This window comes from Micromonospora auratinigra, from assembly GCF_900089595.1.
Lineage (GTDB): Bacteria > Actinomycetota > Actinomycetes > Mycobacteriales > Micromonosporaceae > Micromonospora > Micromonospora auratinigra.
In genome coordinates, this window is record NZ_LT594323.1 from 747,064 (window position 1) to 767,854 (window position 20,791).

Annotated in this window: 21 protein-coding genes and 2 pseudogenes; 13 read left to right on the plus strand and 10 right to left on the minus strand. The window is 68.6% G+C overall.

Going from position 1 to position 20,791, the window contains the following annotated elements:
• Positions 1–99 precede the first annotated feature (99 nt).
• The 4 genes and pseudogenes from GA0070611_RS03425 to GA0070611_RS32155 all read left to right on the plus strand — a co-directional run bounded on the left by GA0070611_RS03425 (position 100) and on the right by GA0070611_RS32155 (position 2,074).
• Entirely contained in the window at positions 100–489 is a 390-nt protein-coding gene (locus GA0070611_RS03425) for a transposase (RefSeq protein WP_197675842.1), read from the plus strand.
• 328 nt (positions 490–817) lie between these two features.
• Positions 818–1,375 carry a transposase gene (locus GA0070611_RS32145; protein ID WP_269456348.1) on the plus strand — a complete coding sequence of 186 codons (558 nt, stop codon included), beginning with the start codon at positions 818–820 and terminating at the stop codon, positions 1,373–1,375.
• Positions 1,372–1,949 (plus strand): annotated as a pseudogene (locus tag GA0070611_RS32150) (IS256 family transposase). Before GA0070611_RS32145 ends, GA0070611_RS32150 begins: the two are co-directional and overlap by 4 nt.
• Entirely contained in the window at positions 1,946–2,074 is a 129-nt protein-coding gene (locus GA0070611_RS32155; protein ID WP_269456349.1) for a hypothetical protein, read from the plus strand. Before GA0070611_RS32150 ends, GA0070611_RS32155 begins: the two are co-directional and overlap by 4 nt.
• 103 nt (positions 2,075–2,177) lie before the next feature.
• Here the strand turns inward: GA0070611_RS32155 and GA0070611_RS30960 are convergent, their stop codons facing one another.
• The 4 genes from GA0070611_RS30960 to GA0070611_RS03445 form a co-directional block, all read right to left on the minus strand.
• Positions 2,178–2,663, minus strand: coding sequence for a hypothetical protein (locus tag GA0070611_RS30960; RefSeq protein ID WP_157740186.1), 486 nt, complete (start codon positions 2,661–2,663; stop codon positions 2,178–2,180).
• Between the two features lie 1,442 nt (positions 2,664–4,105).
• On the minus strand, positions 4,106–4,486 hold the full coding sequence (locus tag GA0070611_RS03435; protein ID WP_091657223.1) for a hypothetical protein: 381 nt from the start codon (positions 4,484–4,486) through the stop codon (positions 4,106–4,108).
• A 1,003-nt stretch (positions 4,487–5,489) separates the two neighbouring features.
• Complete coding sequence (locus GA0070611_RS03440; protein WP_091657227.1) at positions 5,490–6,467, minus strand: CPBP family intramembrane glutamic endopeptidase; 978 nt, start codon at positions 6,465–6,467, stop codon at positions 5,490–5,492.
• A 21-nt stretch (positions 6,468–6,488) separates the two neighbouring features.
• On the minus strand, positions 6,489–7,139 hold the full coding sequence (locus GA0070611_RS03445; protein WP_091657231.1) for a hypothetical protein: 651 nt from the start codon (positions 7,137–7,139) through the stop codon (positions 6,489–6,491).
• A gap of 98 nt (positions 7,140–7,237) precedes the next feature.
• On the opposite strand from GA0070611_RS03445, the gene GA0070611_RS03450 reads away from it, so the two are divergent.
• Positions 7,238–7,846: a TetR/AcrR family transcriptional regulator gene (locus GA0070611_RS03450; protein WP_091657235.1), complete on the plus strand. Its 609-nt coding sequence runs from the start codon at positions 7,238–7,240 to the stop codon at positions 7,844–7,846.
• Positions 7,847–7,999: 153 nt separating this feature from the next.
• Here GA0070611_RS03450 and GA0070611_RS03455 read toward each other — a convergent pair whose 3' ends face one another.
• On the minus strand, positions 8,000–8,374 hold the full coding sequence (locus tag GA0070611_RS03455) for a winged helix-turn-helix transcriptional regulator (protein WP_091657239.1): 375 nt from the start codon (positions 8,372–8,374) through the stop codon (positions 8,000–8,002).
• A gap of 108 nt (positions 8,375–8,482) precedes the next feature.
• On the opposite strand from GA0070611_RS03455, the gene GA0070611_RS03460 reads away from it, so the two are divergent.
• Positions 8,483–8,875, plus strand: a complete 393-nt coding sequence (locus GA0070611_RS03460) for a VOC family protein (protein WP_091657243.1) — start codon at positions 8,483–8,485, stop codon at positions 8,873–8,875.
• Positions 8,876–9,135: 260 nt separating this feature from the next.
• Here the strand turns inward: GA0070611_RS03460 and GA0070611_RS03465 are convergent, their stop codons facing one another.
• Positions 9,136–9,738 (minus strand): response regulator transcription factor, encoded by a 603-nt coding sequence (locus GA0070611_RS03465; RefSeq protein ID WP_091657245.1) that lies wholly within the window; start codon positions 9,736–9,738, stop codon positions 9,136–9,138.
• A complete protein-coding gene (locus GA0070611_RS03470) occupies positions 9,735–10,889 on the minus strand; it encodes a sensor histidine kinase (protein WP_091672392.1) in 1,155 nt (384 codons plus the stop codon). Before GA0070611_RS03470 ends, GA0070611_RS03465 begins: the two co-directional genes overlap by 4 nt.
• 107 nt (positions 10,890–10,996) lie before the next feature.
• On the opposite strand from GA0070611_RS03470, the gene GA0070611_RS03475 reads away from it, so the two are divergent.
• From GA0070611_RS03475 to GA0070611_RS03485, 3 genes and pseudogenes are all read left to right on the plus strand, one after another.
• Complete coding sequence (locus GA0070611_RS03475; protein WP_091657250.1) at positions 10,997–11,878, plus strand: ABC transporter ATP-binding protein; 882 nt, start codon at positions 10,997–10,999, stop codon at positions 11,876–11,878.
• 25 nt (positions 11,879–11,903) lie between these two features.
• Entirely contained in the window at positions 11,904–12,623 is a 720-nt protein-coding gene (locus GA0070611_RS03480; RefSeq protein ID WP_091657253.1) for an ABC transporter permease, read from the plus strand.
• Between the two features lie 281 nt (positions 12,624–12,904).
• Positions 12,905–13,132, plus strand: a pseudogene (locus GA0070611_RS03485) (IS630 family transposase); the annotation flags it as partial.
• A 79-nt stretch (positions 13,133–13,211) separates the two neighbouring features.
• Here GA0070611_RS03485 and GA0070611_RS03490 read toward each other — a convergent pair.
• Positions 13,212–13,625, minus strand: a complete 414-nt coding sequence (locus tag GA0070611_RS03490; RefSeq protein ID WP_091657256.1) for a MarR family winged helix-turn-helix transcriptional regulator — start codon at positions 13,623–13,625, stop codon at positions 13,212–13,214.
• Between the two features lie 108 nt (positions 13,626–13,733).
• Here GA0070611_RS03490 and GA0070611_RS03495 point away from each other — a divergent pair, with 108 nt between their 5' ends.
• On the plus strand, positions 13,734–14,648 hold the full coding sequence (locus tag GA0070611_RS03495) for an alpha/beta hydrolase (RefSeq protein WP_091657259.1): 915 nt from the start codon (positions 13,734–13,736) through the stop codon (positions 14,646–14,648).
• Positions 14,649–14,970: 322 nt separating this feature from the next.
• On the opposite strand, the gene GA0070611_RS03500 is transcribed toward GA0070611_RS03495, so the two are convergent.
• The gene (locus GA0070611_RS03500) at positions 14,971–15,297 is read right to left on the minus strand and encodes a hypothetical protein (protein ID WP_091657262.1); all 327 of its coding nucleotides are present in this window, start codon (positions 15,295–15,297) and stop codon (positions 14,971–14,973) included.
• Positions 15,298–15,851: 554 nt separating this feature from the next.
• Between GA0070611_RS03500 and GA0070611_RS03505 the strand changes: the two genes are divergently transcribed.
• From GA0070611_RS03505 to GA0070611_RS03510, 3 genes are all read left to right on the plus strand, one after another.
• Positions 15,852–16,541 (plus strand): ABC transporter ATP-binding protein, encoded by a 690-nt coding sequence (locus GA0070611_RS03505; protein ID WP_091657266.1) that lies wholly within the window; start codon positions 15,852–15,854, stop codon positions 16,539–16,541.
• A 144-nt stretch (positions 16,542–16,685) separates the two neighbouring features.
• Complete coding sequence (locus tag GA0070611_RS32160; RefSeq protein ID WP_269456350.1) at positions 16,686–16,820, plus strand: hypothetical protein; 135 nt, start codon at positions 16,686–16,688, stop codon at positions 16,818–16,820.
• A 91-nt stretch (positions 16,821–16,911) separates the two neighbouring features.
• Positions 16,912–19,752, plus strand: a complete 2,841-nt coding sequence (locus tag GA0070611_RS03510; RefSeq protein WP_091657270.1) for an ABC transporter permease — start codon at positions 16,912–16,914, stop codon at positions 19,750–19,752.
• A gap of 359 nt (positions 19,753–20,111) precedes the next feature.
• Here GA0070611_RS03510 and GA0070611_RS03515 read toward each other — a convergent pair whose 3' ends face one another.
• Positions 20,112–20,528 (minus strand): hypothetical protein, encoded by a 417-nt coding sequence (locus GA0070611_RS03515; RefSeq protein WP_157740187.1) that lies wholly within the window; start codon positions 20,526–20,528, stop codon positions 20,112–20,114.
• Between the last annotated feature and the right edge of the window lie 263 nt (positions 20,529–20,791).

A 20,791-nucleotide genomic window follows, 5' to 3' on the forward strand; every position in this document is an offset into this window, starting at 1 on the left:
CCTCGCCCCAGATTCTCGTGTCGAGCAGGCCACGGCGATCGTCGACCCGCTCGGTCAGGACGGTGCCGGGCGTATGCCGTGAGCCGCCATCAGTCGTCCGTGAGCGGCGGTGGCGGCTGGCTCACCGCCTGCGGTGCGGCCGGGTCTGGCGCAACGTCGCCCGGTGGGATCAACCACCAGATCAACATCGACCGGGTCCGCTCCGAACCGGCCTGGGCGCGGCTCTGCGGCGTCGCGCCGCTCCCCGCTTCCTCCGGCATGACCGCCCGGCGCAGGCTCGACCGCGGCGGCCGTCGCCAGGCCGACGCCGCACTCTGTCGGGCCGTCATTGTCCGCGTGCAGCACCACGAACCCACCCGCGCCTGCGCCGCCCGGCGCGCAGCCGACGGCAAGACCGAAGCCGAGATCGTCCGCTGCCTGGAACGACTCGTCGCCCGCGAGATCTGGGCTCTGCTGCGCCCTCTTCGCACGATCACCATGGCTACTTGACAGCCGTAGGAGCGTCAGCGCCCTGATGGAGAACACCGCCGCCTCCGTCGACGGGCTCGGCCTGGCCGCGACGTAGCCGACCCGGGCCAGGTGGGCCGCGTCCTCTGGTTGACGTCGCTAAGCCGAACCACCTTTCGCCACTCCTGCGGCATCCGGCGGTAGGTAACCCCACCGAGCCGTCACGGCGGGGATCTCACCCCCGGCAACCGGCGAACCTCACACGACCCGCACCGCTGAGGGACCCGCTTGGGACTGCGTAGATTTCCGTGGTTGACCTGGCTGTGGTCCCTTGGACAGGACGTCGATCCTGTCCGGGAAGGACCACGTCATGGCAGACAAGAAGAAAGCTGTCCAGCTTCCGCAGCCGACGGCGGCGGAGGTGGAGTTCGCGCAGCAGCTGGTCGAGCGGGCCAGGGCCGACGGAGTCTCGTTGGTCGGCCCGGGTGGGCTCGTCGCAGGGATCACCCGCACGGTCCTTGAGTCAGCGCTTGATGCCGAACTGGATGCCCACCTCGACGAGGCCGGCGTCGACGAGGCGACCGGCCGGGGGACCAACATCCGCAACGGGCACGGAGCCAAGACGGTGCAGACCGAGGTCGGGCCAGTGCGGATCCAGGTCCCGCGGGACCGGGCGGGTTCGTTCGCCCCGCGGATCGTCCCGAAGCACGTTCGCCGGCTGGACGTTCAACGAGGCGATCCTGTCGCTGTATGCCAAAGGATTGACGACCGGGGAGATCTCCGCGCATCTGGCGGATGTGTACGACGCCGACGTGTACCAGGAGTTGATCAGCGGGTCACCGACAGTGTCGTGGAGGAGATGGAAGCCTGGCGGCAACGGCCCCTCGACCGGATCTATCCGGTGGTGTTCATCGACGCCCTGGGATGAAAATCCGCCAGGGGCAGGTCGCGAACCGGCCCGTCTACGTCGTTGTCGGCACAAGCCTCGACGGGGAACGCGACGTCCTCGGTACGTGGGCCGGCACCGGCGGGGAAGGCGCCAAGCAGTGGGCCGGCTGCCTGACCGAACTGCGCAACCGCGGCGTCGAGGACGTGTTCATGGTCTGCTCCGACGGCCTGAAAGGCATGACCGACGCCATCGAGCAGGTCTCGCCGCAGGCGGTGCACCACCAGTGCGTCGTGCACCTCGTCCGGGCCAGCCTGCGTTACACGAACCGCAAGGACTGGCAGAAGATCGCCCCCGAGTTGCGGGAGATCTACACCGCCCCACCGTGGCGGCTGCCGAGGCCCCGTTCGAGGCGTTCGCCGCCGAGTTCGGCGATCAATACCCCGCCGTGATCCGGCTCTGGCGCACCTCCTGGCCGCAGTTCGTGCCGTTCCTGGACTACGACCACGAGGTCCGCAAGGTCCTCCACACCACCAACATCATCGAGAGCCTCGACGCCCGCTTCCGTCAGGCCGCCCGCCGGCGGGACGCTTCCCCACCGAGCAGGACGCGATGAAGGTCCTCTACCTCGTCGTCCAGCAGAAACGTAAGGGAGGCGGAAGCGTCACCGGCCGGGTTTACGGCTGGGCCAAGGCCCTCAACGCCCTGATCCTCGCCTACGGCGCCCGGATCGCCATCTAACAGCATCGATCACACCGCAGGCTCAAACACGGAATTCGACACACTCCCACCCGCGCTTCGGTTGGCCCTGGGAATCACCGCACGCTACCACTCGGCGGACGACTCAGGACAGAAGATGGCAAGAAGGCGTACCATGCGGATCTTCGCAACGAATGTCTATCGTGGTCGTTCGAAGTGTCGGTACGCTCTCGCTGAGCCACCTGATGTTCGCATGAAACTGGCCGGTGGTGAGGACGGCAGTCAGTAGACAATCAGCGCTTGATCCCGCAGTCATCCACCTTGATTCCTTCGGCAGGGTGCAGATGTCCGACTCGTTGTCGGTGACCTCCGCGACTTCGACCTGTTCGACATAGACCCGACCTGCGGTGGGAACGGAATAGGTAGCCTTGAACGCCGTGCTGTCAATCGCGCCATTTTTCTTGCGCCAGATGTTCGCGCACGCCCTGAACGACAGATTTCCGGTCGGCTGGGAGCTGGGTGGCGTGAAGCAGAATTGCAGGTAGGCAAGGTTCAGCGGATGGGGCGGCAGGCCGATACTCGCGGATGCGGTCGGGCCTGACAAGACCGCCATTGTGGCAGCCAGCAGCACAGCGACGAGGCGCAGATGAACCCAGCGTCGACCCCAGGAAGAGGTCTTCAATGGCGGCCGTACCATCCCAGATGCTGCGCTACCCATCATGACCCTTCCGCAACGGGGGCTATCGGCTCATCTTCGTCAAGAAGGCGCGCGATTGCGTCGGTGACCTCCCTCAACCTGTGTCCCCGACGTCCTGATGCGAGGGGTGTGGCGGCGGGCGGGCAGGGGCCAGGTGTGGCGGGACTTCCTGGTCCTGGTTGCCTGACGAGTCCGTCTCAGGGCACGACGTACGAGGACGGAGCGCTTCGCGGCCACGAGAGGCCGATGCGATGCCGGGTAGCTCCGGCAGTGGCTCACCTGCCGAGAACGTCGGTGGGTGTGGGCATAGTGCTGCGCATGTTCAGCGGAATTGGAGGTGCCGACTGGGCGTCGATGCATCATGCCCACGGTTCAGCCGAAGAGGTCCCGACGTTGCTGGAAGCACTGCGCTCTCCGGATGCCGGAAAGCGGGGCCGGACGATCAGTGACTTCTACAGTAAGGTTCCCCACCAAGGTGACGCCGGCCCCTGTCAACCACGCCACCGCCCCAGTCGGCGGCTGGCCGCCTCCCCTCGGCCTGTCTGTCGCCGGCCTAGCCGGAGAACCCATCGACGTCGCCGAGGCCTGCGGCCACGTGGACGCTCTCATCGGAGCAGTAGGACCGGGACGGCGACCACGTGCCCAATGAATCGCCACGGGGAGCGAGTTCGTGGTCTTCCGCTATACCGAGCAGTGGGAGCACAAGAAGTGCTCCCACTGCTCGGTAGGCGACAAGACGGCAGTGAGTTGGATCAGCGCCAGCAGCGGCACCAGTTACCAGAAGCCTCATCTATAGCCGCCGCCCGAACTGACCCGCAGGTCCGGCGCAGAGGGCAGTGCGCGTAGGGATATCGCCGGCTAGGGTGTTAGCACCAACTCATCCGAATGACGATCATGGATTCGTAGTCGACGTCGCCCCCCGTTTACCCCCCGAAAACCCTCACCTGCAGATGACAGCCAGTGACAAGAGGCGATCGGTCTCTGGCCCTGTCTGTGCAGCTCAGCGCTTATTCCTGACGACCAATGACAAGGTCGGGACAGCTACGCATGGTAACAAGGGGTCGTCGGTTCGAATCCGGCCGTCCCGACAGATTGAAATCGCAGGTCAGAGGGCTTGTCCGAAACATCGGGCTGGCCCTTCTTGCTTCCTGGGGGGACATGCTGGTCCAGTACGCCGCCTGTTAGCACTCCTTGACCGCTGGTCGAGTTCCCTCCGTTAGCACGGCATGTCTGACGAATCGTCCGCTAGCGAGGTCACGGGGGCCGCGGGCATCACGAGGCCCAGCGCCCACCATCGACGATGATCCTGGGCCTCAGGTAGGTGGTCCGCCCGCCCTCGAGGCTGTCCCGTAGGTGGGACCGGGTCGCCTAGGGCTTCAAATGAAGAGCAGTGGGACGCGCTTCTCGAGGCAGATACGCAGGATGACGGCCAGTTGGCGGGCGTCTTCGATGTGCTTGCGGAGGAGCACGTCGTCGCCGTCCTGCTCCCACTGATCCGTGATCGTCTCCAACCGAGGCAGGATCACTGCGCAGTCGGCTGGCGAGAGGTCGCCGCTGTCATCGGGGTGATTGAGGAACGGCTCCAGCACGGTGGTCACCTGGCTCCAGGGCCGATCGCCGTCGAAGCCCCCCATCTCGGAGAGGTCGAACCCTTCGGACTGGGCCAGGCGTCGCCGAAACGCGTGAAAGCCGGTGTAGGACCAGGAGACATCCGGACTGTTGTTGTCACCGTCGCCCGGGAACAGAACCAGCCCCACGCGCCCTCCCTTCCCTGCGTGCTGAACAGGCATGATTCACGAGATCAGGCAGTGGCGGCAATTGAGATTCTCTCCGCATGGCTGCTGGCTCGCGGCGTCGCAGTCCTCCTGGATAGTCGTGTTCACCGGGCTGAGCCCGCCGTGCCCGCCAGGGAGTGACGAACTCGCTGTCCGTCGGCGGTACACAGGCTGCCTCCGGCGGGTAGGGCCGCCGGCTCTACGACCCGGCACGTGGTCGCCGCTGGAGCACGCGTGCCACATGCGGTACGTGTTGCCGCCGCACTGCGGTACGGGCACGCCGACGAGGTCGTCATCCATGCGACCAACACTCCGGACAACCATTGGTGGCACCGCGCCGGGAAGCTCGCGCGGGCCGTCCGGGCGGTCGTTTTCGAGGAACGCATCAATTCGGAGTTTCGCCATCCGGCGCACCAGGCCGACATCGCGGTGGAGGCTCGCGTCGCGCCGGCCACGGTGTACGCCGCCACCGGTGGCAAATGGGGGCTGCTCCGGACGCTCGTCTACCTGTGGAGCGAGGGCGCCGGTGGTGCAGCAGACCCTCTTCCGGCAGCAGACCCTCACCGACCCGGACGAGATTCTGCGGGACACCGCAGCCGTGGTCCGGTCCATGCGCGAGACGTACGGCGACGTCATGCGGATGGTGCTGACCACCGCGCCACACCACACCGAGGTCGCCGAGAACCTGCGGGTGGCCACGAAACGCTACCGGGACGCCATCGAAGCCGTCGCCGTCCGGCTCCGGGACGTCGGCGGCCTCCGGAAGGGGATGACCCTCGCGGAGGCGACCGACATTCTCTGGTTCTACTTCATACTCCGGCTACTTCACCCTGCTCGACGACAACGGCTGGAGCTACGAGAAATCGGATCGCCGGCTCGTTGCCCAGGCCACCGCGGCTCTTCGCTGACCCCGGCCGTCGATTCCTGGTGTGGCGCGCACAGTTCGACGACGGCAGCCCTCGAGCCCCCAAACGGTGACCCCACGTCACGAGCGCGTACTGCTCGGTGTCTGTCCGCGGCCCGCGGTGCGTGCTGGTCCTGTCTTCCGGGTGCGCCACCAGATGATCGCGGTGATGACGATGACCGCGAAGGCGGGGACGAGCTGGTACGGCGTGCCGACTCCGGCGGAGCGGTCCTCCAGCGCGCTGCCGAGGTCTACCCGCAGGCACACGGCCAGGATGAGGCTGAACGTGTTGAGTACGGCGTGCAGCATGACGGGGATCTCGAGCCCGCCGGTGCGCCAGGTGATGATGGCCAGTCCGGTCCAGAGCACGAAGTACCAGACGATGATGTACGGATCCGTCGCGCCGTGTACGGCCGTGAACAGCGCGCTCGAGAGCAGCACCCCGGCGACCAGTCCCGCCCGTGGGCTGCGGGTCCAGCTTCCGATCACGCGGAAGATCAGCCCACGTACCCCGTATTCCTCGCCCGCCGACTGAAGCGGGGTGAGAAGGATCGTGGTGAGGAAGATGGCGATGAGGTCGGTCTGCGACCAGGGGGATTCCTCAACGGGCGTGAGGGCTCCGAGCGCGTTGACCACCAGCCAGGCGGGACCGAAGATGAGCAGCGACTTGCCGAGCAGGTCGAAGCGGAACCGAGACGTCACGGAGTGCAGGGACGCACCGGGCACCCGGTAGAGCCACCGCTGGATGAGCATGCTCCAGGGAATGAGCAGGCCGAGGGAGAGCATCGTGCTGGCGTGGTAGAGCGGCGTGTAGTCGGTGCCGCCCAGGATCGGCGGGGTGTTGCCCATCCGTACGTCGATGAGCGCAGCCGCCCTGCCGATGGCCGTCGGGAAGGTGACGAGCCCTGCCAGCAGGAGGATGATGGCGAGGACGCCGCGACCGATCCGGCGTTTGTCGCCGGCGAGTACCCGGTGGTATTCCACTCCGGTGGGGACTGACGACCCGTTGCGGGGCTCGGCCGGCGCGAGTAGCGAGGTTGGCTTGTTCGTCGTGGTCATGGCGTCCTCTGGTGGATGTGGTTACTTCCCTGCTCGGTCGAGCACGCCGTAGCGCAGGCGGAGGGCCCGCTCGGCGCTCCCCAGTACGGCCCCGACGGCGAGGGCGAAGTTGAGCCAGATCGGTAGCCGGACGGGCGATTCGAAAGTCCCGATGCTCTCGGCGATCGGGGGAATCCGCGACATTGGTTCGGCGAGTTGCAGCAGATTCAGGCCCACGCCGACGAGAAGGATCAGCGCCGAGAGGTGACTGATTGAGCGGCTCAGCGTCGGGTGCTCGCGTTCGACGCGGGCGCGGCGTCCTTCGGCAGACCTCGGATCAGGAATGAGCCGGTGCTGGGCGCCGGCGGTGGTGACGTAGTGGCAGCGCTTGAGCCCGAATGCGCTGATCGCCATTTCGATGGTGCCACCCTCGACGGGGAAGGCTGCCGGGAGCTTGGACTCCGCGTGGTGTCTGCCGTCGAGATACAGGTGCGCTCTCGCCTTGCCGCCCTCCGAGTCGATCCGGCGTGGGATGTCGACGGCATATTCGGTCTGCCGGCCGTCCCCGTTGGGCAGTGTGAGGTAGAACAGTGCGCGGAAGGGCAGCTGCCACCAGCGGAGGCGTTTCAACGCCCGCCCATCCCCGCTGGTGATGCGCTTGGCTGCCCGCCGTTGCCGCCAGTCCTCGATCACGTTTCCTCGCTTGCCGTTGATCGCCGCTTCCTGCTAACACGCTGTGCTAGTGCCAACGCTAGCACAGCGTGCTAGTACGATGTGACAGGAGGTGGCAGATGGCACGGGACGACAGCAGCACCGGCTCGCGGGAACGGATCCTCGCGGCTGCGGCGGCGATGCTTGCCGAGGATGTGACTGCGCGGCTGAGCGTGCGTGCGGTCGCGGCGCGCGCCGGGGTGAGCACGGGCTCGCTCAGGTTCCACTTCCCGACCCAACGCGCGCTGCAGGACGCCGTACTCGCCCGAATCTACGACCACCTGGTCCCGGACGACCCGATCCACGACCGATCGCTACCCGCCCGGGATCGACTGGTCAACTGTCTCCGGCAGGTGCTCGCCCCCGCCGGCGTCGGCGAGCAGGCGCGTGAGGCGTGGGGCAGGGCCTACCAGATGTTCATCGCCCCCGAACCGGCCGAGGAGGTACGCGCGGCGTACCTGGCCGTGCGGCGGCAAGGGTGGCGCCGTGTGGAGTACTGGCTGACGGTGCTCGCTGACGAAGGCGCGCTGCCCCGGGAAGACCACGCACGCCGAGTGCGATTCCTGCTCACCGTCCTTGAAGGACTCTCCATCGAACGAGCCCTGCCCGCCGAGGACTCGATCCTGACGTCCGAAACCGAAACTCTCTACACTGCCGTCGACTGCGTCCTCCACGCCCCGACCGCATGAAGGATCGGGCATCGCCGGCGCGGCGCGGACCGACCGCTCCCGCTCCCGATCGCAAGTATCTGTGTCAGGCCTGGGATGCCGCCCGGCCAGGCAGCACGTCAGGGCGTGCGGCCGCAACGCCCCGCTGCTGGATCGGCACCGGGAAGCGCCGGCCTACTCGAACCGGCGACGCGAGGTCAGGATCTCATCCAGGTGGCGACGGCTCCACCGGCAGAAGCCATTGATCGTGTTGTGGAGATCCCGGCCGGCGGGGGTGAGCCGGTACTCGGTGCGTGGCGGCACGGTGGCATGGAGCGTTCGATCGACCACCCCGTTCCGCTCCAACTGCCGCAAGGTCGCGGTGAGTAGCCGGTGACTGATGCCGGCGACCTGCCGGTGCAGTTCGCCGAAGCGGCGCGTGTCGGTGCCGATGGCCTCGATGATCGGCACGGCCCACTTCGAGCCGACCACGTCGAATACCTCACGGGCGACCAGGTGCACCTGCGCCACCTCGCTTGCCGTCGGCCTACCCGGGAACGGCTCGTCCATCTACCGTTCCTCCTTCGCCTGCCACCTCTTACTAAAAAGTGCGTACTTACGCCAGCTCCAGCCATGGCCGTACGGTCTGGGTCGGCAATCCCAACGTACAGGAGACAAATGGCCATCCGGAAAACGTACGCCCGGCTCTGGGTGGACGACCTCGACGCTTCGCTCTCGTCGCTGCGACCCCTGGTCGGCGCGGAGCCGGATCTGCGGTTCGCGTTCGACGAGATCGAGTTGGCGGCGATCGGCGACTTCCTGGTGATCGCTGGTCCGCCGGAGGAACGGGCCCGCTACGGGCACGGTTCCGCCACCGTGATCGTCGATGATCTGGACGCCGTCGTCGCCGGGCTGACCGCCAGCGGCGGCGAAATCACCACGCCGGAGGCAACCAGCCCGACCGGCCGCTACCTGTACGCCCGACATGCCGGCGGGGCGGAGGTCGAGTACGTCGAGTGGGTGCCGGAGTTGGTCGACCGGATCATCGGTTCCCGGGCAGTCCGGCGTTGATCATCTCGGTCTGGCTGGAATTGACGGGACATCTCCCGCGCCAGGTCTCCTGAGCAGCCGGCAACGGCGGAACTCCTCCGGAAAAGACCGTAGTGGGAGCGGCCGTCGGCGCTGGGCGGTGAGCCGGGCCAACTCGTCGCGGACGACCCGGAGGGTGAGCTTCCCGCTCGCCTTCCCGGCAGGAGCTGATCATTCCCCGCACGGCGGACCGGGGTATGAGCTGCCGGATCGCGCCAGGCGGGGACCGGCCGGAGCGCCGGTCACAGCCAGTCGTGTTCGCGGGCGTACCGGGCCGCTTCGTGGCGGGTTCGGGTCTGGGTCTTGCGCATGGCATTGGAGAGGTAGTTGCGGACGGTTCCCGGCGCGAGGTGCAGTCGGGCGGCGATGTCGGTGACCGCGTAGCCCTCGCCGGTGACCCGCAGCACGTCGGCTTCGCGGTCGGTGAGGGGGCAGTCGTCGGTGACGGCGAGCGCGGAGACGTCCGGGTCGATCCAGCGTCTACCGGAGTGCAGCGTGGCGATGACGGAAGTGATGTGGCCCGGCTCGGCGGACTTGCTGACGAAGCCTTGGACGCCGAGCTTCAACGCCTTGCGGAGCACACCGGGGCGGGCGTGCCGGGTCAGCATGAGGATCACCTGTTCGGGTCGCGTTCGGCGGATCTCGGCGATGGCGCCCAGGCCGTCCACGCCGGGCATCTCCAAGTCGATGACCAGGACGTCCGGTCGATGCCGCAGGGTGGCCTCGATGGCTGTCTCACCGTCCTGCGCCTCGGCGAGGACGGTGATGTCGCCCTCCAGGGGCAGCAGCGCGGCGAGGGCCGCACGGAGCAGCACCTCGTCGTCGGCGAGCACGATGGTCGTCATCGGCCGTCCTTTCCCGGGCCCGGTGGGGCTGCGGAGCCATGGGCGGTCGGGAAGGTCGCGGCCGTCCGGAACCGCCCGTCGTACTGCTCCACTATCAGTCCACCTCCGTCGCCTGCCAGCCGTTGCTTGAGAACGGACAGTCCCCTGAGCTGCGGCGGCGCGTCGGCGGTCGCGCCGTCGTTGACGATGGTGATACCTGCTTCGGAGAGGGTGATCTGCACCTGGGTGGCCTGAGCGTGGCGCAGGATGTTGGTGGTCGTCTCGCGCAGCACCTGACCGAGCAGTTCGCTGGTCCGGGCGTCGGCCTCGGCCTCTCGGGTGACCCGCACCCGGATGCCGGCGGCCTCGAACAGGTTCTTCGCGTTCTCGATCTCGGCGGTCAGGTTGAGCCGCCGTTGTGCGTGAGCGAGTTCCTTGGTCTGCGCGATGGTGTCGCTGACCAGCGCGTACGTCTCCCGCAGTTCCTTCTCGGCCCCTGCGGTGTCGCGGAGTACCAGCCGCTGGGCCAGGGCGATCTTCAGCTTGACCACGTGCAGGGTGTGGCCCTGGATGTCGTGCAGGTCGCTGGCGAACCGGACGCGCTCGCGGACGACGGCCAGTTCCGCCGCGCGTTCCCGGGTCTGTTCGAGTTCCCGGATGAGGTCGTAGAAGCGCTCGCCCATGATCGTGAAGACCGTCACGACGACGGTGAGGACGGTGGGGACGAGGACGTAGGTGACCAGGACGTGGCCGATGTCGTGCCGCTCGACCAGCAGCCGCGCCGCGCCGACGGCGGCGACGTAGGAGAACAGCCCGGCCATCGCCCGCCGACGGTCTCGCCGGACCTCTCGCAGGGCGAGGGACCCCACGGCGCAGAACCCCCAGTAGGCGTTGGGGCTGCCGGTCACCACGACCCCCAGCGGCCATACCGCTGCCCCGACGATCAGGCAGGGCAGCGCCACCCGGGCCAGGTCGTTGGCCGTCCATCGTTCGAAGGCCACCACGGCCGCCACCGCCCCCGGCGCCAGGATGACGAGGTGCCACCAGGTACGCGCGTCGATGTAGAGCAGGATCACGGCGGCGAACACCACCGGCGGCAGGGATGTGGCGAGGTTGAGCCGGCGCAGCCTTCCCTGCGTCGACTCGGTGAAGCGCGGGGATGTCGCGGTCACCACACCAGTATCGGGCAGCCACGCGTCGCGACCAGTGACACCACGTCAGATGTGGTGATGACGTGGTGCCACTGACGGGTCGGCGTCGTCCGCGCTGTCATGGGTGCATGTCCACCTCACCTGTCATCGACGTCGACCGGCTGAACCTCACCTACGGTGACTACCACGCCGTCAAGGACCTCTCCTTCGAGGTTCGGCCCGGCGAGTTGTACGCGCTGCTGGGCACCAACGGGGCCGGGAAGACCTCGACCCTGGAAATTGTCGAGGGACACCGCAGACCGGCCTCCGGCACGGTGCGCGTCTTCGGGCACGATCCGGGCGACCGGCACGCGGTACGTCCCCGGACGGGCGTCATGCTCCAGGAGAGCGGGTTCTCCCCGGACCTCACCGTTCGTGAGTCCGTCGGTCTGATCGGTCGGCTCAGCGGGCGCGCCGATGACGTCGACCGGGTGCTCGACCTGGTCGACCTGACCGGCCGGGCCGGCCGTCGGGTGTCGCAGCTGTCCGGTGGGGAAAAGCGGCGGCTGGACTTCGCCACCGCCGTCTACGGCAACCCCGAGCTGATCTTTCTTGACGAGCCGACCACCGGCCTGGACATCCAGAGCCGCGACGCGGTCTGGGCGACGGTGGACCGACTCCGTGAGAACGGCGCCACCATCGTGCTCACCACTCACTACCTGGAGGAGGCACAGCAGCGCGCGGACCGCATCGGACTGATGCACCAGGGCACCCTGCACCGCGAGGGCACCGTGGCCGAACTGACCCGCACCCTGCCGGCCGTCATCCGCTTCTCCCTCCCGGCCGGAGCGCCGGCACTGCCGCTGCAGGCCGCGGTCAACGCCGACGGAAAGGTGGTGGTCGAGACCTTCGGGCTGCAGAAGGACCTGCACGTCCTGCTCGGGTGGGCCCAGGACCACGCCGTCGAGCTGCGGGGTCTGGAGGCCGGCCCGACCCGCCTGGACGACATCTTCCGCGCCATCAGCACCTGACCCGCCACCCCGACAGGAGCACATCATGTTGTCCATCGCCGCAAGCGAGCTGATCCAGATCTTCCGTAACCGGTTGGTGCTGGTCACCAGCCTCATCATGCCGTTCGCGGTGTGCGTGTTCTTCGTCGGCCAGCACGAGACCTTCGCCGCCATCGGCAGCCTCGGCTACATCGCAGCGGTCGTGATGTTCACCGTCGCCGCGTTCGGGCTCTACGCCACCGCCGTCACCACCCTGGCCTCCCGACGGCAGAACCTCTTCCTCAAGCGGTTGCGCTCCACTGCCGAAGGCGACGCGGGTATCCTCGCCGGCCTGCTGCTGCCTGTCGTCGTCCTCGCCGTGGTGCAGGTGACGGCGATCCTGACCGCCCTGGCGGTCGTCGCCGGCAAGCCGGCCGACGTTGCCCTGCTCGTGGTGGCGACCCTCACGACGCTGGCCATGATGATCGGTCTGGCCCTGGCCACGGCCGGACTGACGAACTCACCCGAGCACGCCCAGGTCACCACCCTGCCCGTGACGCTCGGCGTGATCGCGGTGGCCACCTGGGTGGGCATCACCGGCACCGAGGACCTCGCCTGGCTCAAGCGGCTGCTGCCCGGCGGCGCCGCCACCGAACTGACCATGAACGCCTGGAACGGCGGGGTCGCCGTGACCGGCTCCCTGCTCCTGCTCGCACCCACGCTCGGCTGGGTCGTCATCGCCGTCGCCCTCGCCACCCGACTCTTCCGCTGGGAACCCCGCCGATGACACCGACCACGGTCGGACACCCCGACCGTGGTCGAAGATCTTTTCCTGCTGCTGTTCCAGCCCACCTCCAGGAGCATCGCGGGTGAGAACACCCTGTTCCATGTCCTCGGTGGAGCGGTCCTCGCGGACCTGGCCCTCGGCGGTCGCCCGAGCACGGCGGGCCGTGGACGGGTCAGCGGCGTGGCGGGTGCACCCGATCAGCGATGCCCACCAGGCACGACTCGCGCCGGTGCCACGCCCGGAGCGCGGCCGTGCCGCGGGTTCATCGAGGAAGGACCGGGGCCAACCCCATCGAGGCGCACTTCGGACCGCTTCGCCAGTTCACCATCGCGTACTCGCACTACCCCAACCACATTGTGCAGACACGGGTCCTGCACGCCTACCTCCGCCGGCGCGACGCCAACGCCCGCCACCACGATGTCCTGGCCGCCGAACGCAAGGAGCGCGCCCGCATCCGCAGCGAGAAAGGGATCCGCTGGGGCAGCCGCCCGCTCGCCACCTCAGCCTGAACGATCCAACGAATCTACGCGGTCACCGCACTGGCGAGCAGGGGCTCACCGGGCAGACGGACCGCTCGTGACCATGGACTCACGCGGGCGAGAGCATTTCCTGAAGGATGCGCTGCAGCTCGGCGCGGTCCTGGGGGGTGACCCTCGCCAACCTGCGGTCGTACTCCGCCGCGAGGGCTGCAAGTGCACGATCCCGTGCCGCTGCGCCCTCAGCGGTCAGTACGAGCCGGTGACGCCGCAGGTCCGCCTCGTCGATCTCGCGGCGGATGAAGCCCTTGGTGACGAGGTTGCGAACGTAGACCGTCACGCTCGCCTTGGGCAGCAGCAACGCAGTGGCGATCTCGGCCGGGTACGGCGACGCCTCCACCTCGGCCAGGACGAAGAACTCCTTCGTCTCCAAACCGAGCTCGGTCAGCTCTTCCGTGCAGGCATCCATCACGACTGCCAGCAGCCGCTGGTTCAGCGTCCACAGCTGCGCCCCGTCGACCGACATGCGGTGCCCCCATTCAGGTGGTACAGTTTCGTATTAGTTTCAGATCGTACAAGATGCAGTCTTGTACTGGACTCCTGTGGAACAACAATCTCACGAAGGAAGCCAAGCGTGATTCAGCACCTCACGATCCCGCGCGGTCCCATCAACCTCGCCGCGGACCTCCACCTGCCCGACAACGCCGACAGCAGCGCACCGCTGCGGGCCGTGGTGCTCTCCACCCCGGGCAGCAGCGTGAAGGAGCAGATCGGCGCCAACTACGCCTCCCGTCTCGCCGCCCGCGGCATCGCCGCGCTCGTCCTCGACCCCGCCCATCAGGGCCAGAGCGAGGGCGAGCCCCGCGACCTCGAAGACCCCTACCGCCGAGGTGAGGACATCTCCTACGCCATCGACATGCTCACCGCGACCTCCGGCATCGACCCGCAGCGCATCGGCGTCCTCGGCATCTGCGCCGGTGGGGGCTACGCCGTGCACACCGCCCGCACGGACCACCGCATCAAGGCGGTCGGCACGGTCGTCCCCGTCAACATCGGCGCCGCGTTCCGCAGCTTCTCCTCCGACGGTCCGGCCGCAGCACTCGACGCCCTCGCGGACGCACGGACCGAAGAGGCCCGCTCCGGCGAGACGACCCGCGTGAACTGGCTGCCCGATACCCTTGAGGACGCCGCGGCAGCGGGCCTGACCGACATCGACACCACTCAGGCCGTCACCTACTACCGCACCGAGCGCGGCGGTGACGAACACTCCACGAACCGGCGCCTCCTGCGCAGCGACTCCCTCCTGTTGGGCTATGACGCCTTCCACCTGGCCGATCAGCTCATGACCCAGCCACTGCAGGTCATCCTCGCCGGACGCATCGGCAACACCGGCTCCTACGACACCGGCATGCAGCTGTGGAAACTGGCTCCCAACCCGGTCGACCTCATGACGATCGACGGCGCCGGCCACTACGAGATGTACGACGAGCCCGCATACGTCGACGCCGCCGTCGAAAGGCTCACCAACTTCTACGTGAACAACCTGTAACGCATCCAACCCGGCGAACCTGTGCGGTCACAGCACCAGATCCTCTTCCGCCACAACCCGGGGCGGCCTTGTGAGGGTTCATCGAACCGCCCCGGCCACCTCGTCGTGAGGGCCGATGCGCAAGACCATGGACGCCAGGTCGTCGGGTTGAGGTAGAGAGATCATGCATGCGATCTTTCCAGCCCTCGCTAGGTCCACTTCCTGATGCGGCGGAGGGGACGCGTTGACCGAACGGTTCAGTACCACCACGTCGTGGCCCCGACCGGTCAGGTCACGGGCGATGCGTGCCCGAGCGCGCCGGAACCGCCGGCGATGACGATCTTCATCGGCGGCTGCTGGTGGTCGGGTCACCGGCGGGCCGCACGGCCATCGACGGCAGTGACTTCCACGTGGCGGGCACATTGCGCATCAGTAGCCCGCAGTCGGGTATCGCGGATCCCGGGGGAAACCGGACCGGGTCGTCGAAGAACGTGGACTGGACCGATGCCAACTCCACCGGTGTGACCCGCCAGCCCTCGGTGAGCAGCTCGAGTCCGTCGAGGCGGCTCGGGTCGGGGGTGGTGGAGAAGCCGGTGGCACCGCGCCGGAAGAAGTCCGATGCCTGGTCGACGTCGGAGAAGAGGTGGCTGCCCGACAGGGCGGCCACCATCCGGACGTGGACGTCGACGCGGACCGCATCGGACGGATCGGCGAAGGCGATCCGCAGCTCGTTCGCGCTCTCTCGCGTCGAAGCGGCTGAGGTGGTGTCGCCCCGGGAAGAGCCTGCCGCCGACCCAGGAGTTGAGCCGGGAGCCGGTGTCACGGCGTGGGATGTAGACGCCGTGTGTGACACCGCCGGGTAGGTGAACCAGCTGCTGGTGCACGTGGGGAACACGCCGCTCGGCGAGGTGGTTCAGGGGTCGGCGGGAGCCCTGCCCTCATTGTTCCCGGGATGCTCGCCCCCACCGTCACCGACATGATCACGATAAAGGGGCCCAGTGGTCTCCCGTGAGGTGCGGCAATCCGTACGACTCTCATCAACCAGACGCATGTCTACTGTTGATGGATCGACGGCAGCTCATGTATTTTCACCTTTCATGCCGAGCAATACGGGGGCTGGGCGATGACAGATGTGCTCTTGCATGGTGAATTCCTGCGCGCATCCACCGCTCGCACCTCAGGCGGACCGGCCACCGCGGTCGCGCCGGCGTCGCCCGGTGCCCGATGAGCGCCAGCCTCGAGACCACCAGGGGAGCGACCATCCGGGTGGCCGACCTGGTCAAGCGGTTCCGCTCGGGCGACGAAACGATCGTCGGCGTCGACCGGGTCACCCTTGACGTGCCGGCGGGCGCCACCGTCGCGGTGACCGGCCCTAGCGGTTCCGGCAAATCCACCCTGTTGCATCTGATCGGCGCGATCGAACGCGCCGACGCGGGCCGCATCGAGGTCGACGAGGTGGCGGTGACCGGCCTGTCCGGCAGGCGGCTCGCCGACTACCGCAGAGGGACCGGTTTCGTCTTCCAACGATTCCACCTGCTGCCCGCGTTGTCCGCGCTGGACAACGTTCTCGCGCCGCTGCTGCCGTTCCGGCCCCGGCCCGACGACGTCGACAGGGCCCGGACCCTGCTGTCCGAAGTGGGGCTGGCCGGCCGGGAGCGCGCCATGCCCGGACAGCTCTCCGGCGGTCAGCAGCAGCGAGTTGCCATCGCGCGGGCCCTGGTCGGTCGGCCCCGGCTGCTGCTGGCCGATGAACCGACCGGCAACCTGGACTCGGCCACCGGCGCCGGAATCATCGATCTGCTCTGGCGGCTACGCGACGAGCACGGCATGACCCTGCTCATGGCGACCCACGAGGCGTCGCTCGCGGACCGCTGCGACCGGACCGTCGAGATTCACGACGGACGGATTGTCTAGCGCCGACGCATCGGCGCGGAAACGGGGGTGAGGCGATCGGAAACCGGCAGCGTCACGAATTCCCACAACGCTCATCGACAGCTCGATCAGAAGGGAGTGGGAATGGTACGAATTCCCGAAGCGACAGCGGGCCGGGTGCTCAGCATGTTCGTTCCGAAGCTGACGGCACAGGCGGCCAGCACCATCAGCGGTTACGTCCGGGTCCGGGACTGCTGCAAGGGCTGCGACAGCACCGGTACGACCCGCGGCTACTGCCGCACCACCACGACGCGCTGCTGACCTGACGCACGATCGCCATGACCACACCCTCCCGGCCGGTCATAGGTCGGCCGGGACGGCCCGTACTGCCTGAGCGGAGAAGCTCCCACCCATGTTGCGGATGGTCTGGTCACAGCTACGGCACACCCGCGGCCGGAGCCTGGCGGTGTTCGCCGCCGTGCTGGTCGCCACCACCGGGTTCACCGTGCTCACCGGTGTCGCAGCCACCTCGCGGCTGGTCGCCCGGGGCTCCATCGACGGCCAGTTCCGCCCGTCGTACGACATCCTGGTCCACCCGTCGCGACCCGCCGACGGTCTGCTGCACCAGGACCGGCCCACCGCAGCCTACGGCGGCATCACCCTGGACCAGTGGCGGCGGATCGAGCGCATCCCCGGCGTCGAGGTGGCCGCCCCGCTGGCGGTCCTCGGGCTCGCCGACATCCGACCCGACCTGCGGGTCGACGTGACCGACCAGGTCGACCGGAGCGCCGAGCGGCAGGTCATCGAGGTCGCCCCCCGGCTCGGCGCAGACCGTGGGCTGAGCACCCTCGCCGCCGCCCCCACCTACGTGTACGTGTCCCGCCGACCCCTGCTGGCACTGTCCCGGATCATCGGCGACCCGGGCGTGTTCGTCTACACCGACGGCACCCGCATCAACCAGACCACCTCCGCCGCCGAGTGCCCCGGCACCGGCGGGGGAGGCCCCCTGGAGGTGCAGCCCGACGGGCGGCGCCTGCAGGTGTGCGCGACCGCCGTGGGCAGCTTCGAACCGGCCGCCCGACGAACCAGGGTCAGCGCGCTGCAGGCCTACCAACTGCTCCCCGGCGGCACCTTCCGGCTGGCGTCGGCGATCACACTCGGCCGCCCGGCCGCCGCCATACCCGCCACCGCTCGACTGGAGCTGCGGCTCCCCGCGGTCGTACCGATGCTCGTCGCCGGGATCGACCCTGCGGCCGAGGCACGGCTGGCCGGCCTGGACCGGGCGGTACGCCAGGGCCGCTACCTGACCGGCTCCGACACCATCGGCCCCGCAACCGGCAGCTCATCGACGTCCCCGCTCACACCCGTCGGCCGGACAGGCCGGGCGATCCCGGTACTCGCCACCACGGACCTCGCGGTGGACGAGCAGATGAAGCTCGCCATGTCCCGACTCGCGGGCCGGGACGCCCGACGGGTACCCGGCTCCACCACAGAAGCGCTGTGGCCGCTTCTGCACGGCTCGACCGGGACACCCCCGAAGACGGCCGCATACGACCTGGGCCAGCTCTACCGTGCCCGACTCGACACCGCCCTGGCCGGCAACACCCCCCTGTCCGGCGTACAGACCCTGCTGCGGCCCGCGTCACCGGCCTATGCGCCACGACCCGACGGCACGAGCCGGATACTGCCCCGGGTCGGTGAACCCGGCTCCACCGACCAGGCCGTCGACGACCTGTGGCGGGACACCTGGTTCGGCACCGGCGGCGCCGGCACCGCAGAGTCGATCATCCTGAACGGGCAGAGCGAGGAGTGGTCGGTCACCCCCGTGGGCAGCTTCGCGCCCAGCGACCTCCCCACCGCCGGCGGCGCCGCCCAACAGGCCCTCGACCTGTACCGGCCGGCCGCACCGGTGGGCGGCGACCCCCGTACCCGGCAACTGCTCGCCGACCGTCCACTACTACCCGGCGACGATCCGCTGGGCTACCCGCCCCGCCCACCCCACCTGCTGACCACCCTGACCGCCGCCCACGACCTGTACCAGAGCGTCCGGTCGCCGGCGGCTGACACACCGCTGAGCTCCGTCCGGGTGCGGGTGGCGGACATCGACCGGTTCGACGAGGTGGCCCGGGAACGCGTCCGGCTCGTGGCCGACGAGATCGTCCACCAGACCGGACTGACCGTCGAGATCGTGCTCGGCGGCTCCACCGTACGCAGCCCCGTGCTGCTGCCCGCCAACCAACTCGGCCGCCCCGACCTGACGCTGGCCGAGGCCCGCACCCGCAGGGGCGTGGCCGCCGAGATCGTCACGGCCGTCGACCGCAAGAACGTCATGCTGCTCGGACTGCTCCTGGTGGTCTGCGCCCTGCTGGTCGGCAACGCGGTGTCCACCGCCGTCCGCGCTCGCCGCCGCGAACTGGCCGTACTGGCCTGCGTCGGCTGGCCCGGCTGGCGACTGAGCCAACTGGTCCTCACCGAGACCACCACCCTCGGCCTCGCCGCGGGCCTGCTCGGTGCCGGCCTGTCCGGGCCACTCGGCCACCTGGCCGGCGTCCAGGTCTCCGGCACCGTCGTCCTGCTGTGCACACCGATCGCGGTACTGCTCACCGCGGTGGCTGGCGCGCTCCCAGCGATCCAGGCCGCCCGGACCCGATCAGCCGAGGCACTCCAGGCAACCCCCGCGCCGGCCCGACGGTCCGCCCCACGGCGGACCTTCGCCGGACTCGCCCTGGCCAATCTGGTACGGGCACCCGCCCGCACCCTCGCCGGAGCCGTCAGCCTTGCCGCCGGCGTCGGCGCGGTCACCGTGATCGCCGCCTCCCTCTGGGCGTTCCACGACGGCATGGTGGGCTCACTGCTCGGCCAGGCCGTCTCCGTGCAGGTACGCGGAGTCGACCTGGTCGCGGTCGGCGGGGTGCTGCTGTTCGGGCTGCTCAGCGTGGCCGACGTGCTCTACCTCAACGTGCGGGAACGGTCAGCCGAGTTCGCCACCCTCCGGGCCGTCGGATGGCCGGACTCCGCCCTCAACCGGCTGCTCGTCTACGAAGCCCTCGGCGTCGGGATGCTCGGTTGCGTCCTCGGGACCGTGGCGGGCCTCGGATCGGTGGCCCTGCTGGTCGGCCACCTCGACGGCCGGCTGGCGGTCCTGGCGCTGGCCGTGACCGCCGCAGCGCTGCTGCTGACCGTGCTCGCCGCCCTGGTCCCGGCGATCCTCATTCGCCGGCTCCCGACCGCCGCCCTGCTCGCCGAACAGTGACATCCATCGACCCGGACGACCACCCGGACACCGGATCGCCCCACGGTCAGGAAACATGACCTACCTGGTGGCCGCACTGGTCGTGGTCGCGCTGCTGTGCCTGTTCAACCTACTGCTCCCCTTCGGCATGATGCGACGGCTGCCAGCACACCGAACCGCCGCGACGGTGCTGGCCGAGGAGTTCGGCGGACCCGTGGGGGAGGCATTTACCCTGACTGGCTACTTGGCCTTCGTCCTGGTCCGGGACAACCAGGCGGGCAAGGCACCCATTCCTGCAGTTGATCAACTGCAGGGATTTCACTCAGGAGCAGCCAGGACATACGCAATCTTCCGAGCGGCCGCCGCCCGGCAGTGGACACCTACTCGACGGATCCGTTCCGCGGCTGCAGGGCGTCCACGTATCGGATTGCGACGGCAGCCACTACCAGCTGCCCGATGAGCGCGATCATCGCGTAGACGATCCAGCCGATGAACACGAACGTCAGCGTCGCGACCGCGGCGATCAGCACCACGGTGAGCACGCGAAACGCGAGTCCGAGTCCGAGCGCCGGACCCACCACCGACAACAGCGCCAAGAGCAGCACCGTGGGCAACAGGGAGAGGAGAACCTCGAACCCGAGGGCAAGGAACGTCCCCCCGGGCTGGATGGAGCCGAGATACGCCTCCGATCCCACGATGATCAGGATCAGGACGAACTTGACCAACACGAGCAGCGCGCCCACGAGGCTGGTGCGCCTGAGCCACCAGCCTGCACCACGCCCTTGCAGATCAGTCATCTCAGCACCCCCGAATTGGGGCCGCACCGGGACCACCGAGAACTGAGGGTCACGAGGTGGCCGAACTCGTGCTCGAGTCCTTCGGCACATTGCCCGGGTCCGGTTCTCGGCCTGCCGGATCGGGCCCGATGCTCACCACTCATCGGCTGCTCGCCGGTCCTTGCCCGGTCGGGCGCAGGTGCGGTCATCGGCGGGCTGCTCCGCGGAGGTCGCAGCGGGGCGGGTAGCAGCCGGGCGGTGGTCTCCGGATCCGTGCGGTAGTT